The organism is Kribbella sp. NBC_01484 (genome assembly GCF_036227145.1).
Lineage (GTDB): Bacteria > Actinomycetota > Actinomycetes > Propionibacteriales > Kribbellaceae > Kribbella.
Genome location: NZ_CP109437.1, coordinates 2,785,730 through 2,799,102, shown reverse-complemented (window position 1 = coordinate 2,799,102; position 13,373 = coordinate 2,785,730). Strand labels below are relative to the sequence as shown.

The following is a 13,373-nucleotide window of genomic DNA, read 5'->3' as shown; positions in this document are numbered from 1 at the left end:
CCGGGCAAGGAGAGGATCCCGCCGATGATCATCACCAGTGAATTCCCGCCCGTCGAAGTGCTCGACGTCCCGATCCACGACGCCGTCCTCGGTCGCGCCCAGGAGTACGGCGACCGGCCGGCCATGGTCGACGGGGTCACGGGCCAGGAGATCAGCTACGCCCAGCTGGACGCGATGAGCCGCCGGGTCGCGGCCGGCCTGGCCGAGCTCGGGATTCGGCACGGCGACACGATCGCGCTCTACAGCCCGAACACGATCCTCTACCCGGTCGTCTTCTACGGGGCCACCCGCGCCGGCGCGACAGTCACCACGGTCAACGCGCTCTACACCGCGGACGAGCTGCACAAGCAGCTGGTCGACTCGAAGGCCAAGTTGCTGGTGACGATCTCGCTGTTCCTGCCGGTCGCCACCCGGGCGGTCGAGGGCACGGACGTCGGCGAGATCTTCGTCTGCGACAGCGCCGAGGGGTACCGCTCGGTGCTGGAACTGATCGCGTCCACGGGCCCCGAGCCGGACGTGACGATCGATCCGGCCGAGGACGTCGCCGTACTCCCGTATTCCAGCGGGACCACCGGCGCGGCCAAGGGCGTGATGCTGACGCATCGGAACATCGCGACGAACATCGCGCAGGCCGAGGTGATGATCAAGCTCGGCGAGGACGAGCGGATCATCGCGATCCTGCCGTTCTTCCATATCTACGGCCTGACCGTGCTGATGAATCTCCCACTGCGCCTCGGTGCGACGGTCGTCGTGCTGCCGAAGTTCGACCTGGACCAGTTCCTCACCACGCTCGACCAGCAGAGGATCACCCGCGCGTTCGTGGCGCCGCCGGTGGTGCTGGCGCTGGCCAAGCACCCGGCGGTGGACGGGGTCGACCTGTCCGCGCTGAAGTACGTGATGTCCGCGGCGGCGCCGCTGGACGGTGAGCTGGCCGAGGCGTGCGCGAAACGGCTCGGGCTGCACCCCGTACTGCAGGCCTATGGCATGACCGAGCTGTCGCCGGGTACGCACTCGGTGCCGCAGGACGACCAGGAGCCGCCGCCCGGCGCCGTGGGCAAACTGTTCCCGTCCACCGAGATGCGGCTGGTCGGTGCCGATGGCAACGATGTGGGCGACGAGGAGACCGGCGAGATCTGGATCCGCGGGCCACAGGTGATGAAGGGTTACCTGGGCCGGCAGGCCGAGACCGACGCGACCATCGACCCGGATGGCTGGCTGCACACGGGCGACATCGGCCGGGTGGACGAGCGCGGTTATCTGTACGTCGTCGACCGGGTGAAGGAACTGATCAAGTATCACGGCTACCAGGTGCCGCCGGCCGAGCTGGAGGCGGTGCTGCTCACCGACGACCGGATCGCGGACGCGGCGGTGATCGGGGTCGATGTCGAAGGCAACGAGGTGCCGAAGGCGTTCGTGGTGCCGATGCCGGGGATCGAGCTGACCGAGGCCGACGTGATGGAGTACGTCGCGGCGCGGGTGGCGCCGTACAAGAAGATCCGGCAGGTGGAGTTCATCGAGGCGGTGCCGAAGGCCGCATCCGGCAAGATCCTGCGGCGGGAGCTGCGAGCCCGCGAGGCCGCCCGTGAGTGAAGTGTTCAATGGTGAACTCGCTGCGCTCGCTCACGGCCTCAAAGCACCCCAGCAGGACCGCAGCCGGGCGACCCGGCAGCGGCTGCTCGCGGCGGCCGTGGAGTCGCTGGCCGAGGTCGGGTACGCCGCGACGACGGTGAGTGTCGTGGCGACCCGGGCCGGGGTGTCGCGGGGTGCCGCTCAGCACCACTTCCCGACGCGGGCGGATCTGTTCGCGGCGGCGGTCGAGTACATGACCGAGGTGCGGCTGGCCGAGATCCGCGCACAGGCTGGTGGACTGCCCAGCGGGCCCGGCCGGACCGAGGCAATCGTCGGGATGCTCGCGGAGGTCTACACCGGACCGCTCTTCCGGGCGGCCCTGCATCTGTGGGTCGCGGCATCGACCGAGGAGGCGTTGCGGCGGCAGATCGTCCGGTTGGAGGCGCATGTCGGGCGCCAGGCCCACCGGGCGCTGCTGGAAGTGCTCGAGGTGAGCGAACGGACACCTGGTGTCCGGGAGACCGTGCAGGGTGTGCTGGACATGGCGCGCGGTCTCGGGCTGGCTGACCTGCTCACGGATGACAGTGCGCGGCGTCGGGGGATCGTGCGGCAGTGGAGCCGCATCCTCGATCAGGCCTTGCGAGACCCCGGCGTGTGACCGAAGGCTCGGCGGAAGGTGTCGATGAACGCACTCGTCGACGCCCACCCACACTGGTGCGCCACGCGGGTCACCGACTCGTTGTGGGCCAGGAGCCGGAGAGCGTGATGCAGGCGCAACTGCGTGCGCCACTGCGGGAACGTCATACCCAGGTCGGTCTGGCAGAGGCGGCTCAGGGTGCGCTCACTCGCGCCGACCTCACGGCCCAGCTCCGTCAGCGTCCTGGTGTCCGCGGGGTCCTCGCGCAACAGGTCGCAGACAGCGGCCAGCCGTGGGTCGTGGGGTGCCGGTAGATACATAGGCCGCTGCGGCGATCGCCGCAGCTGATCAAGCAGTACGGCGTGGAGCCGCTCCCGTTCCACCTGGTCGCCATCACCTGACGTGTAGGCCAGGATCAGCTCCCTCAGCAGCGGGCTGACCACCAAGGCCGACGGTACGTCCAGACCGAGCGGGTTCTCGGTGAGACCCACTGTGTGCAGCGTGGTTTCGCCGTAGGCGCGGTGTTGGTGGAGGGTGCCGCCGGGGACCCAGATCGCCCGGGTGGCCGGGGCGATCCAGCTGCCCGCGTCGGTGGTGACCGAGAGGACGCCGCGGCCGGCGTAGACGATCTGATGCTGGTCATGCCAGTGCGCCTCGATGCCGCCGCCGGCCCGGATCGGCTGGTGGCCGGTGGTCGCGGTACGTTGGCGGGTTTCCGGCATAGGTTGGCATTTTATCGGAAGCCGGACAGGCAGTCCGCCCACGACGATCGATGGTGTGCGGAGACTGCGACCGATCGGGCTGATGGCGGTCGGCCACGCCTGCGTGGATGTCTACCAGGGCAGCGTCCCGGCGCTGGTGCCGTTCCTGGTCGCCGAGCGCGGGCTCGGGTATGTCGCGCTGTCCGGGATCACCTTGGCCGCGACCTTGCTGTCCTCGGTGGTCCAGCCGGTGTTCGGCGTACTGACGGACCGGCGCCCGCTGACCGGGCTGATCCCGGTCGCCATGACCACCGCCGGGCTCGGGATCGCGCTGGTCGGGGTCGGGCCGTCGTACTGGCTGAGCTGGCTGGCGGCCGCGTTGTCCGGGCTGGGGGTGGCGGCGTACCACCCGGAGGCCGCGCGGATGGCGCGGGCGGTGAGTGGCGGGAGCCATGTCGGGATGAGCTGGTTCTCGGTCGGCGGGAACGTCGGGTTCGCGCTGGCACCGGTGCTGGTCACGCCGCTGATCGCGGTCGGTGGATTGTCGCTCACACCGCTACTCATGATCCCAGCACTCTTCGGCGCAGCGGTCACCCAGCTCGCGCTTCGATCCACCCATCTAGTTGCCCCTAGCAAACAATCGTTGGCCGGCGCCGACGACTGGTCGTCGTTCCTGCGGTTGTCGGCGATCATGATCTGCCGATCGATCGTGTTCGTCGGACTCGGCACGTTCATCGCCCTGTACGCCGGTCAGCGGGTCGGCGGCGGGACGACGACGACCGGCGGGGTGGCGCTGTTCGTGCTGTTCGCGGCCGGTGCGTTCGGCACGCTGCTCGGCGGCCGGTTCGCCACCCGCTACGGGCGGGTCCGGACCCTGCGGACGTCGTACGCCGTCGCCGTGCCGGCGCTCGCGGGTCTGGTGCTCGCGCCCGGGCCGGCGTTCTTCGGGTTCCTCGCCGTCACCGCGATCGCGATGTCGATCCCGTTCTCGCTGCACGTCACGCTCGGCCAGGACTTCCTCCCCAGCCGGGTCGGCACCGCCGGCGGGATGACGCTCGGCCTGGCCGTCAGCATCGGTGGCGTCGCCACCCCGGTCCTCGGCACGATCGCCGAGCACACGTCCCTAGGCGTCGCGCTCAGCACGCTGATCGCCCTTGCCCTCACGAGCAGCCTGATCGGTCACGCCCTGACCGAGCCGGACATTGCCTAACGGCGGGCGGCGCGTTCGGCGATGCGGCGGTCGACCTTGGCGGCCAGTTGGTCGGGTGAGCATTCGGCCAGGTGGTCGCGGACGAGCAGGTGGATGAAGGAGTACTCGCCGCGGCCGCTGCGGGCGAGCACATAGCGGTCGGCGGCGTACCTGAGGAAGGCTCGGCGGCGCCAGGGGAGGTATCCGGTCCAGCGGAGCAGGAAGTCGTGGAGCAGGCGGGACAGGGGGCCGGCGAACACCGGTGGCCGGCGGCGCCAGGCCTTCGCGGCGACCGCTCCGACGATGACACCGGCGACGGCTTCCAGGTGGGGCGAGGCCGGGTCCGCACCGAGCGCCAGGGCCAGCAGGAGTCCGGCGGCGGCACCGCCCAGCACCCACGGGTCCATCCGCCATCCCTGTCCGGTCGTCGGGCGGACCAGATGATCGGTCGGAAGCGACTTCACCATGCGGATGCCTTGGGCAACGATCAGGCCGATGGCGAGCCCGGCGGCGAAGCTGCCCGGCGCGTCACCGAGGCCGAGCGTCACCCAACTGGCCGCGACGACGACCGTCAGCCGGACCGCGAGCAGCAGCCGGCGCCGGTTGTCGTGGAACACCATCAGCTCGACGACGTACGACGCTGCGATCGCGGCCGCCTCGATCGCGAGGGCGATCGATGTCGGAAGGAACTCCACCAGTCCCATCGCGGCGACCGTGAGGATGACGGTGGTCGCCGTACCCGCGAGGAGTGTGGCTGTCAGGAGTGGCGCCCACTGCGGTCTGGGTCCGTCGGTGGTGAGTGCCTGCCAGGGGTGTGGGCGCAGGTGCACAAGCAGCAGTATGGCCGCGGCTACGGCCAGCGCGGCGAGTACGCCGTACTGCGCAAACGTCACGAGCGTCGCGCCCGCGGCGAGGCCGGCGAAGAGTGCGGGCAGGCAGACAGCGTGGGCGAGGTAGTCCACCTCTGGGAGCGAGAGGCCGTACCAGCCGTTCGGGACGAGCCATCTGGGTACGGCGGTGCGATCGCCGGCGCGGCTGCGGGTCCACCAGGCGAGGCACCACAGTGAGCGGACCGCCGTGCTGGAGTCGTACTGGCGGCTGGTGGAGCGGTCGCGGGCGAGGACCTCGGTGATATAGGTGTCGAACAGTTCGCGGCGGAGGTCTGCGACGCCGCCCGCGGCGACCTCCTCCGGGGCTCGGCCCTGGTAGGCGAGGATCGTGACGTTCAGCATCAGGGGTGAGTTGACCAGGTCCCAGAGTGTGTCGTCCTGCTCGATCGCGGTGCGAGTGCCGTCCAGCTCCGGCCCAACGGCGGCGAAGTAGTCGAGCACCTGTTGCCGGTTGAGCGGTCTGATGTGCACAGCGCCGTACAGGCTGAGCTGGTCGGGGAGGAGCTCGTAGTCCTGGGTGCGGCAGGTGACTGCGAGCTTGCCGATCAGATAGCGGCGGCGGAGTTCTTCCAGCACCGGTGCAAGCTTGGGACGGTTCGGCTTGGCGATCTCGTCCAGACCGTCGAGGAGAAGGGCCAAACGACCACGCCGCAGCCAGGTGCGGCCGACGGCGACGGGGATGCCGTAGCGGGTGCTGAGCTCGAACAGGAGCCAGCGGACGAAGCCGGCCAGGTTCGGGCTGTCGAGCGGGTCGTCGTCATCCTTGCGGGACGGCTGCGCCGTCCAGTCGGCCAGATCGACCACGACCGGGATCGGCTTGCTCTCGTCGGCGTGGGCCTGCTCGGACAGCGTGCGGGCGAGCTCCAGCAGCAAGGTCGTCTTGCCGGCGCCGGGCGCGCCCAGAATCAGCATGGAGTCCTGGAGTTCGTCGAACACGGCAGCGATGTCGGTCTCGTCGGGCACCTCGCGAGGTGCGCTGTCGAGCGGTTGGACCAACAGGTCGTACGGGCGCAGCACTGCCTCGGGCCGTTCGTCGAGAGCGAGCGCGATGCGGGTGCGGGAGGCCAGCGAGCCGGCATGACGCTGGGACAGGTACCGGTCGACGCGGGCGAGGGCGTTGGGCCGGTTGCGCGGCTGGTCCGCGCTGCGTCCGGAGACGGTCGGCAGGCGACGGCTGCGGAACTCGAACAGTGCGGTGACGATCGCGACGAGCCAGAGCAGCCCGATCAGCGGCCAGGTCCAGCCCGCGTACGGCGCGAGGAACCTCGGCGCCGTCCCGCCGGTGCCCACGTTGATCGCGATCGGTAACAACACCAGGGTGAGTGACACGGTCACCACGAGCACGACGGCCCGCACCATCCCATCCCGGATCCTCACCCCCCGGAGCGTAACCGCCCGTAAGCCCACAGTCCCCACCTCCGCGTGCCGCTCCGTCAACTCCCGGGACCTGACACGGGCAGTGGTGGGCTGAGACAAGTTATTGCCTGTCCGCGCCCACCAGATGGTGTTCCCGGCCCCGACTCCGGGCACTGGTCCACCAACTGGGCCTGGGCTCGGGGAATTGTTGTCAGATCACATACATTGACCACTGATATGACTACTGAGCGGATCGACCGGGCGAGTGTGGGGCTCCGGTCGGAGCGTGGGCCGATCCTGCTCGCGGTGATGCTGAGTGTCGGGCTGGTCGCGATCGACGCCACCATTCTGGCCACCGCCGTACCGTCGATCGTCGACGACCTCGGCGGGTTCACCCAGTTCCCCTGGCTGTTCTCGATCTATCTGCTGGCCCAGGCGGTGTCGGTGCCGATCTACGGCAAGCTCGCCGACCTGCGCGGCCGCAAGCCGATCATGCTGCTCGGCGTCGGCCTGTTCATCCTCGGCTCGGTGCTGTGCGGGTTCGCCTGGAGCATGCCGGCGCTGATCGCGTTCCGGCTGGTCCAGGGTCTCGGCGCGGGCGCGATCCAGCCGATCGGGATGACGATCGTCGGCGACATCTACACGGTCGCGGAGCGGGCCAAGGTGCAGGGCTACATCGCCAGCGTGTGGGGGATCGCGTCGTTCGTCGGCCCGACGCTGGGCGGCGTGTTCTCGGACTACATCTCCTGGCGCTGGATCTTCTTCGTGAACATCCCGCTCGGGCTGGCCGCCGCGTGGGTGCTGGTGCGCCGCTTCCAGGAGAACGTCACCCAGAAGGCCAGCCACCAGATCGACTACGCCGGCGCGGTCCTGCTCGCGATCGGCGGTTCCCTGTTGCTGCTCGGCCTGCTCGAGGGCGGCGTGATGTGGACCTGGGCCTCCGGCGCGAGCATCGCGATCCTGGCCGCGGCGGCGGTGCTGCTGATCGTGTTCGTCCTGGTCGAGCGCCGGGCGGCCGAACCGATCCTGCCGTTGTGGGTGCTTGGCCAGCGCGTGCTCAACTCGGCCAACTCGGCCGCTCTGCTGATCGGGCTGCTGATGATCGGCCTGTCGACGTACGTCCCGCTCTTCGCCCAGAGTGTGCTCGGTACGTCGGCTCTGGTCGCCGGGTTCGCGTTGGCCGCGATGACGCTGGGGTGGCCGATCGCGGCATCGCTTGCCGGGCGCATCTATCTGCGGCTCGGGTTCCGGACGACCATGCTCTTCGGCGCGATCATCGTCGTACTCGGGTCGGCTCTGCTGTTGATGGTCGACTCCGGCAGCTCCGTACTGCATCTTGCCGCGGCCTGCTTCGTGATCGGCGTCGGTCTCGGCTTCTCCGCGTCACCGTCGGTCGTGGCCGCCCAGTCGTCGGTGGACTGGACGACGCGCGGTGTGGTGACGGGCGCCAACATGTTCTCGCGCTCGGTCGGTAGTGCGGTCGGCGTCGCGGTCTTCGGCGCAGTGGCCAACGGTGTGGTCGCAGCTCGCCTCGGCGACAGCCACGACGACTTGGGGAAACTCCCGGGCGAGGTGCTCGCTCCCGCGATCCACGATGTGTTCTACGGCGCCGCGATCGCCGCCGTACTCCTCGTCGTCGCCGTCCTCTTCATGCCCAACAGAGTCGCCGAACGCCCACCGGCAGGTCACTGACCAGCCATCTCCGCAACCGGCCGAGCGCGGCCGGTAGTGCTGCTCCTGCTGATCTTGTGCAGGTGCCTGAGGCAAGCACATACTCCGAACCGGGGGCGGGGACATGAGCACAGCGGGGATTCTCGAGTTCATCACGTACGCAGGCATGGCGGCATCCGTTGTGACGGTCGTCAGTGTCTTGCGACTGCACGGGCATGCCTGGAAGCAGGCCGGACGAAGGAAGTGGCTCTGGGCACTGTTGCCCGTTGTCACGTACTTCATCCTGCTGAGCATCCCGGTAGCTGTGTGGTACTACGTCCGGATCCGGCCGGGGGTCGCGGCCGCCGACGCGGACTGCATCGCCGCCCGCGTGGCGAAGCGCAACACCCGCGCGGCCAACCGCCCGCAGGCCGGCCAGCTGCCACCCCAAGGGTCGACTTCAGCCAGCTGGCTCGCAGCCAGCCCCGCGAAGCAGGTCTGCTCTGCCTGCACCAATGGCAAACAGATGTGCTGGACGTGCCATGGTCGCGGATCGATCCAGGACAACGACTCGACATGGAAGAGCTGCTGGGCCTGCAACGGCGGCTACACGACCTGCGCAATGTGCAACGGCAGCGGCTATCGCTGAGCCCACCGGCGCGCCTCGGTCTAGGTTGGGGGCATGCGTTCGGTCGACTGTGTGGGTGCTTTGATCCGGGACGAACAACACCGCGTTTATGTGCAGCGGCGTACGGCGGAGCGGCGGTTGTATCCGGAGATCTGGGACATCGTCGGCGGGCACCTGGAAGCAGGGGAGACGCCGGAGGAGGCGCTGGCGCGTGAGGTCGAGGAGGAGACCGGGTGGAAGGTCCGCGACATCGTGTGGGCCGTCGCCGACTGGGAGTGGGAGTACCAGGGACGCGTACGGCGTGAGCTCGACTACCTGATCACCGTCGACGGAGACCTCACTCGCCCGCGGCTGGAAGCCGGCAAGCACGACGCGTCGACCTGGGTCGGGCCGGACGACCTGGACCTGCTGATGGTGAACCGGACCGACGGCGACCGGCGATTGCGCGATCTGGTGGCACACACGGTGCGGACCAGGTTCACCGACCGCCTCCGCCTCGAACCGATCACCGGGCCCAACGGGGTCCTGCCCGGACATGTGGAGGACCTCGTCAGCCTGTACGCGGACCCGGTGGTGGCGCACTGGTACGACGAGTCCTGGTCGCCCGAGGAGGCGGCACGGCGAACTGCCGGGTTCCGGGACGCTTGGGAGCGAGACAGCGTGAGCAAGTGGATCGCCTACGAGCGCGTCGGCGGCGCGCTGGCCGGCCGCGGCGGGCTGTCCCGGATACCGGCCGATGCGCCGGCGGCCGCGGCTATCGCCGAGTTGGTCAGCCCGGAGTGGGCGGTCGATCGGCTGGAGTTGGGGTGGGCACTGGTCGCGTCGGCGCGGGGGCGCGGTCTGGCCACCGAGATCGGGCGTGCAGGGCTGGAGTTCGCGTTCCGGACATTGGGCGCTCAGGCGGTGATCGCGTTCACCGAGCAACACAACCGTGCGTCTCGGGCGGTGATGGAGCGGCTCGGCATGACCTACGCAGGCGAGATCACCGCGGGGGGCTGGGTCGAAGGCTCACCTGTGGTCCAGCCCGACGCTCCCTTCGCCGTCTACGTCACCGACGCGGCCCAGGTCACCGGACCGGAAGCGGACATCTAACGGTCCAGGCCGGCCACGAACCGGGTCAGGAGGTCCGCGAAGGTCTCGCGCTCGGTGGCGGTCCAGTCGTCCATCGCCGCGGCGAACCGCTCTCGGCGGTAGGCGTGCACCACGTCGAGCTGCTCCCTGCCCGCGGCGGTCAGCACGAGGTTCGTACGACGCCCGTCCCGCTGGTCGGCCTCACGTTGTACCAGGCCTGCCGACACAGCCGCCGCCACCAACTTGCTCGCCCGCGGTTGGTCCACCGCGAGGGCAGCCGCCACTCCGTTCACCCCGAGGGCGTCGGGCGCCGCCGCTTCGATCGCATCGAGGACCTCCTGGACCGGGTCGGGCCCGCCGGACTCGACCGCGAAGGTACGGCGGGTCTGCCGCCGGCGGACCGCGATCATCGCCGACTCGACCGCGGTTACAGGATCGGGCTTGGCCACAGCCTCTCCAGGTTATATGTTAATTAACATGTATATGTCAGATGACAACAAGCCTATCGGATGGTGGCTGAAAGAGGTGGACCGACTGCTTGAATCCTCGTTCGAGCAGGTCCTCGCGGCGGACGGGCTGACCCGCCGGCAATGGCAGGCACTGAACGCGGCCGCCGGGCCGGAGTCGGTTGCGAGCGCGCTGGCGCCGTTCCTGACCGGTGACCCGGCGGAGCTCGCAGCGGTCACGGACCCGCTGGCCGAGCGCGGCTGGCTGAGCGGTGACGAACTCACGCCCGCGGGCCGGGTCGCGCTGGCGGCGCTGACGACGAAGGTCCAGGAGCAGCGCAGGCGAGTGACAGCCGGAGTCAGCGATGACGACTACGCCGCGACCGTCGACGTACTGCGGAAGATGGCCGCAAACCTCGCCCGTTGACCCAGCGACCCCGAGGACACAACTGGCGCCCGTGAACAGGACCTGGTGCCTCCGCACAGGAGGCTATTTCGGCTCTTGTGCTGGGTGTGTGGGTGATAGGGGCCGCTGCGGTGCGGTCGGTGGGTTCGGGGTCTGTGGTGCGGTCGGTGGGGTCCGGGGGCTGCGGGGTCACCCGTTCGGGAGTGCGGACATGGGGTGTGGTGTCCGCGGTCTCGATCAGGTGTCCGAGGTCCGGAGAGTTGCTTGATCGAGTCCCCGGGAAAGACCCGGCGTACCGACGAACGGGTAGTAGTCGGCCACGCCCCATCCGACCGGCCGGCATTCAGGCTGACCGCCTCACCCAGGTGCCCGCGCCGGCTGACCACTACCCGTCCGTCGGTACACCGGGCCTCTCCCCTCCCCTCCTCCGCCACCGTCCCCGAGCCCTCGGGACCCGATCGGTAGGTCACCCTTGGGCGGGGGGCGCGAGGTCGACTTTGGGCACCAGATGGTCGTTCTGCGGGCGGTTTCGTGGTTGAACCGTGCCCAAGGTGGCGAGCCGGGCCCGGGCACACCCACGGAAACGACAGGGGAGCCGAAATAACCCTGTTCAAGCCCCCCACTCCCTCTCCAACCCCCCGCCGCCTGTCGCAACACTCCAAACACCCCGCCCCATCACCGCTGCCCACGGCAACCCCCGCCCCGGCAGCCCTCCGGCGTCTCCGGCCCCGGCCCGGGTGGACGAAAGAAAGGCTCCGCTGTGTGACCGCCCAGGCGCGACGGTCACACAGCAGAGCCGGCCACCTCAGGGGGAGGCTCCCGGTGAGGTGTCGGGAGCCTCCGGTGTCCTACCGCCCAGGACACTCGGCCCCGCCTGGCCCGAGGTGTCGGCCAGGAGGTGGTTGGAACGGCTGGGCGGCGGCGATACAGGGTCAGCCGCCAGGCCCAGCCGGGTCGGTGGGCGGTGCGGTCCGGAGCTGAGGAGTGCTCCGGACCGCACCTGGGTTTCGTCCGGGACTGAGGAGTGCCACGGACCTTCCAGTGCTACCCCTGGACGTGAGGAGACTCCAGGGCGCAGCGGCCGGGTCTGAGGAGGACCCGGAGGTTCAGGTTTTCAGTCGGTGCTGTCGAGCGGGCCGAGCAGGTCGTTGGTGACGCGGAGACCGGCGAAACGGCGCCGCATCGCCTGTTCGTAGCGGGCTGCCAATGGCGCGTCCGCGACGTACTGCGCGATCACATGCTCGCCGAACCAGACCCGAACTCTGCGTCGGTGCTGCCTCGACGTCATCTCCGCGATGCTCACTACCTCTCACCCCGTAACTCTGAGCCCTTGCAACCAGTTGGACTTACTGGTTGTCATGGCAGTAATGGTGCACGAGCCCAACGTGACCGCTCTAGGACCTGGACCGGACCTTTGCCGGACCTTTGCCGGACCTCTTCCGGTCCTCTGGCGGACATCTGGGGGACCGCACCTTGTCGTGGGGCATGAGTCGAGACAACGTCTGATCTGACGTGAACAGGAGGAACGATGGCGGGTAGGTATACGCCAAAGACGGTCCTGGCGCACCTGATCCAGCGCCGGAACCAGACCTACTCCGAGATCGTCGCCGAGTTCGTCGAGCTGGGTGGAACCATCACCGAGCGGCACCTGCGGCGCCTCGCATCGGGCGAGCGTGCAGGCACCACTCCTCAGACCCGGCGCACCCTGCAACGCATGTTCGGCAAACCGGTCGAGGAGCTCCTCGCGCCGTACGTCGCCGAACAGGCCGCCCAGGTGGTGCCGTCACCTGCCGCGAGTGGACGGATCACGACAGGTAATGAGATGGAGGTTCTCGACATGGCTGCCAGCCGAGCGAGGGCGTTTGCCCTCGCGGCCCAGTCCGGTCTCGGAAGCGAGGCCATGGAACAGGTGTACGACGATGTGCGCCACGTCGCGAAGGCCTACCCGCAGCGCCCGCTGCCGGAGATCCTCGGCCAGCTGGTCGAGACCCAGGACCTGGTCTTCGCCCTGCTGGAGAGCCGGCAACGCCCGGAGCACCTGCGGCAGCTCTACTTCCTCGGCGGCGTGACCGGCGGTCTGCTGGCCAAGGCGTCCCACGACCTCGGTAACCCGCATGCTGCCCTGACGCAGGCGAGGACCGCGTTCCTCTGCGCCGACAACGCCGACCACCACGGCCTGCGCGCCTGGGTGCGCGGCCTGCAGTCCCTGGTCTCCTACTGGGCCGGCAACCCGCACGACTCGGTCCGGTACGCGCAGCTCGGCGCCGGGTACGCCGAGCAGGCCAACAGCACCACCAGCGTCTGGCTGCCGGTCAGCGAGGCCCGTGCCTGGGCGGCGCTGGGCAACCCGGAGGCCACCCGGGCCGCGCTCGAGCGGGCCGAAGAAGCCTGGAGCTCGGTGCGCAAGGACGACCTGGACGAGATGGGCGGCCTGTGCACCTTCGGCCGTCACCGCCAGCTGTACTACGCCGCCGACGCGCTCGCCTGGCTGCCCGGTGAGGTCGACCAGGCCGAGCGGTACTCCAGCCAGGCCGTCGACGCCTACACCGACCAGAACCACCCGGAGTGGGCCTTCGGCGACGCCGCCGGCAGCCAGGCCGCGATGGCGATCAGCCGGATCGCCAGCGGCGAGCTGGACGGCGCGGCCGACGCGATCGCCCCGGTGCTGGGCCTGCCGACCGAGCGCCGGATCAACGGCGTGGTGCACTCGGCCCGCCGGGTCCACCAGGCGCTCCGGCAGTCCAGACGCGCGGACGACGCCCGGGAGTTGCAGGAGGAGATCGAGATGTTCACCCGGACGCCGATGCAGACCTTCTCCCGGTAGCGTGCG

General features: G+C 69.5%; 12 protein-coding genes. 8 read left to right on the top strand and 4 right to left on the bottom strand.

What is annotated here, in order from left to right:
* The first annotated feature begins 24 nt into the window (after positions 1–24).
* Entirely contained in the window at positions 25–1,590 is a 1,566-nt protein-coding gene (locus tag OG555_RS13790) for an AMP-binding protein (RefSeq protein ID WP_329483246.1), read from the top strand.
* A complete protein-coding gene (locus OG555_RS13785) occupies positions 1,583–2,227 on the top strand; it encodes a TetR/AcrR family transcriptional regulator (RefSeq protein ID WP_329483245.1) in 645 nt (214 codons plus the stop codon). The genes OG555_RS13790 and OG555_RS13785 overlap by 8 nt, the downstream gene beginning before the upstream one ends.
* On the opposite strand, the gene OG555_RS13780 is transcribed toward OG555_RS13785, so the two are convergent.
* A complete protein-coding gene (locus OG555_RS13780) occupies positions 2,200–2,928 on the bottom strand; it encodes an AraC family transcriptional regulator (RefSeq protein ID WP_329483244.1) in 729 nt (242 codons plus the stop codon). The two genes, OG555_RS13785 and OG555_RS13780, sit on opposite strands and share 28 nt — an antisense overlap.
* Before the next feature lie 55 nt (positions 2,929–2,983).
* On the opposite strand from OG555_RS13780, the gene OG555_RS13775 reads away from it, so the two are divergent.
* Positions 2,984–4,117, top strand: coding sequence for an MFS transporter (locus tag OG555_RS13775; protein WP_329483243.1), 1,134 nt, complete (start codon positions 2,984–2,986; stop codon positions 4,115–4,117).
* Here the strand turns inward: OG555_RS13775 and OG555_RS13770 are convergent.
* Entirely contained in the window at positions 4,114–6,363 is a 2,250-nt protein-coding gene (locus OG555_RS13770; RefSeq protein ID WP_329483242.1) for an NACHT domain-containing protein, read from the bottom strand. The two genes, OG555_RS13775 and OG555_RS13770, sit on opposite strands and share 4 nt — an antisense overlap.
* Positions 6,364–6,579: 216 nt before the next feature.
* Between OG555_RS13770 and OG555_RS13765 the strand changes: the two genes are divergently transcribed.
* The 3 genes from OG555_RS13765 (at position 6,580) to OG555_RS13755 (ending at position 9,712) form a co-directional block, all read left to right on the top strand.
* On the top strand, positions 6,580–8,034 hold the full coding sequence (locus OG555_RS13765) for an MDR family MFS transporter (protein WP_329483241.1): 1,455 nt from the start codon (positions 6,580–6,582) through the stop codon (positions 8,032–8,034).
* 103 nt (positions 8,035–8,137) lie between these two features.
* A complete protein-coding gene (locus OG555_RS13760) occupies positions 8,138–8,641 on the top strand; it encodes a hypothetical protein (protein ID WP_329483240.1) in 504 nt (167 codons plus the stop codon).
* 33 nt (positions 8,642–8,674) lie between these two features.
* Positions 8,675–9,712 (top strand): GNAT family N-acetyltransferase, encoded by a 1,038-nt coding sequence (locus OG555_RS13755; RefSeq protein ID WP_329483239.1) that lies wholly within the window; start codon positions 8,675–8,677, stop codon positions 9,710–9,712.
* On the opposite strand, the gene OG555_RS13750 is transcribed toward OG555_RS13755, so the two are convergent.
* On the bottom strand, positions 9,709–10,140 hold the full coding sequence (locus tag OG555_RS13750; protein ID WP_329483238.1) for a MarR family winged helix-turn-helix transcriptional regulator: 432 nt from the start codon (positions 10,138–10,140) through the stop codon (positions 9,709–9,711). The two genes, OG555_RS13755 and OG555_RS13750, sit on opposite strands and share 4 nt — an antisense overlap.
* A 76-nt stretch (positions 10,141–10,216) precedes the next feature.
* Here OG555_RS13750 and OG555_RS13745 point away from each other — a divergent pair, with 76 nt between their 5' ends.
* Entirely contained in the window at positions 10,217–10,564 is a 348-nt protein-coding gene (locus OG555_RS13745; RefSeq protein ID WP_329483237.1) for a MarR family winged helix-turn-helix transcriptional regulator, read from the top strand.
* Positions 10,565–11,657: 1,093 nt separating this feature from the next.
* On the opposite strand, the gene OG555_RS13740 is transcribed toward OG555_RS13745, so the two are convergent.
* Positions 11,658–11,831, bottom strand: coding sequence for a hypothetical protein (locus OG555_RS13740; protein WP_328524955.1), 174 nt, complete (start codon positions 11,829–11,831; stop codon positions 11,658–11,660).
* Positions 11,832–12,071: 240 nt separating this feature from the next.
* On the opposite strand from OG555_RS13740, the gene OG555_RS13735 reads away from it, so the two are divergent.
* Entirely contained in the window at positions 12,072–13,367 is a 1,296-nt protein-coding gene (locus tag OG555_RS13735) for an XRE family transcriptional regulator (protein WP_329483236.1), read from the top strand.
* Positions 13,368–13,373: the final 6 nt, after the last annotated feature.

Bases quoted from the DNA above. Each gene is read 5' to 3' on its own strand.
- OG555_RS13780 (WP_329483244.1), bottom strand. From the start codon at position 2,928: ATGCCGGAAACCCGCCAACGTACCGCGACCACCGGCCACCAGCCGATC.
- OG555_RS13755 (WP_329483239.1), top strand. From the start codon at position 8,675: ATGCGTTCGGTCGACTGTGTGGGTGCTTTGATCCGGGACGAACAACAC.
- OG555_RS13765 (WP_329483241.1), top strand. From the start codon at position 6,580: ATGACTACTGAGCGGATCGACCGGGCGAGTGTGGGGCTCCGGTCGGAG.
- OG555_RS13740 (WP_328524955.1), bottom strand. From the start codon at position 11,831: ATGACGTCGAGGCAGCACCGACGCAGAGTTCGGGTCTGGTTCGGCGAG.
- OG555_RS13735 (WP_329483236.1), top strand. From the start codon at position 12,072: ATGGCGGGTAGGTATACGCCAAAGACGGTCCTGGCGCACCTGATCCAG.
- OG555_RS13760 (WP_329483240.1), top strand. From the start codon at position 8,138: ATGAGCACAGCGGGGATTCTCGAGTTCATCACGTACGCAGGCATGGCG.
- OG555_RS13790 (WP_329483246.1), top strand. From the start codon at position 25: ATGATCATCACCAGTGAATTCCCGCCCGTCGAAGTGCTCGACGTCCCG.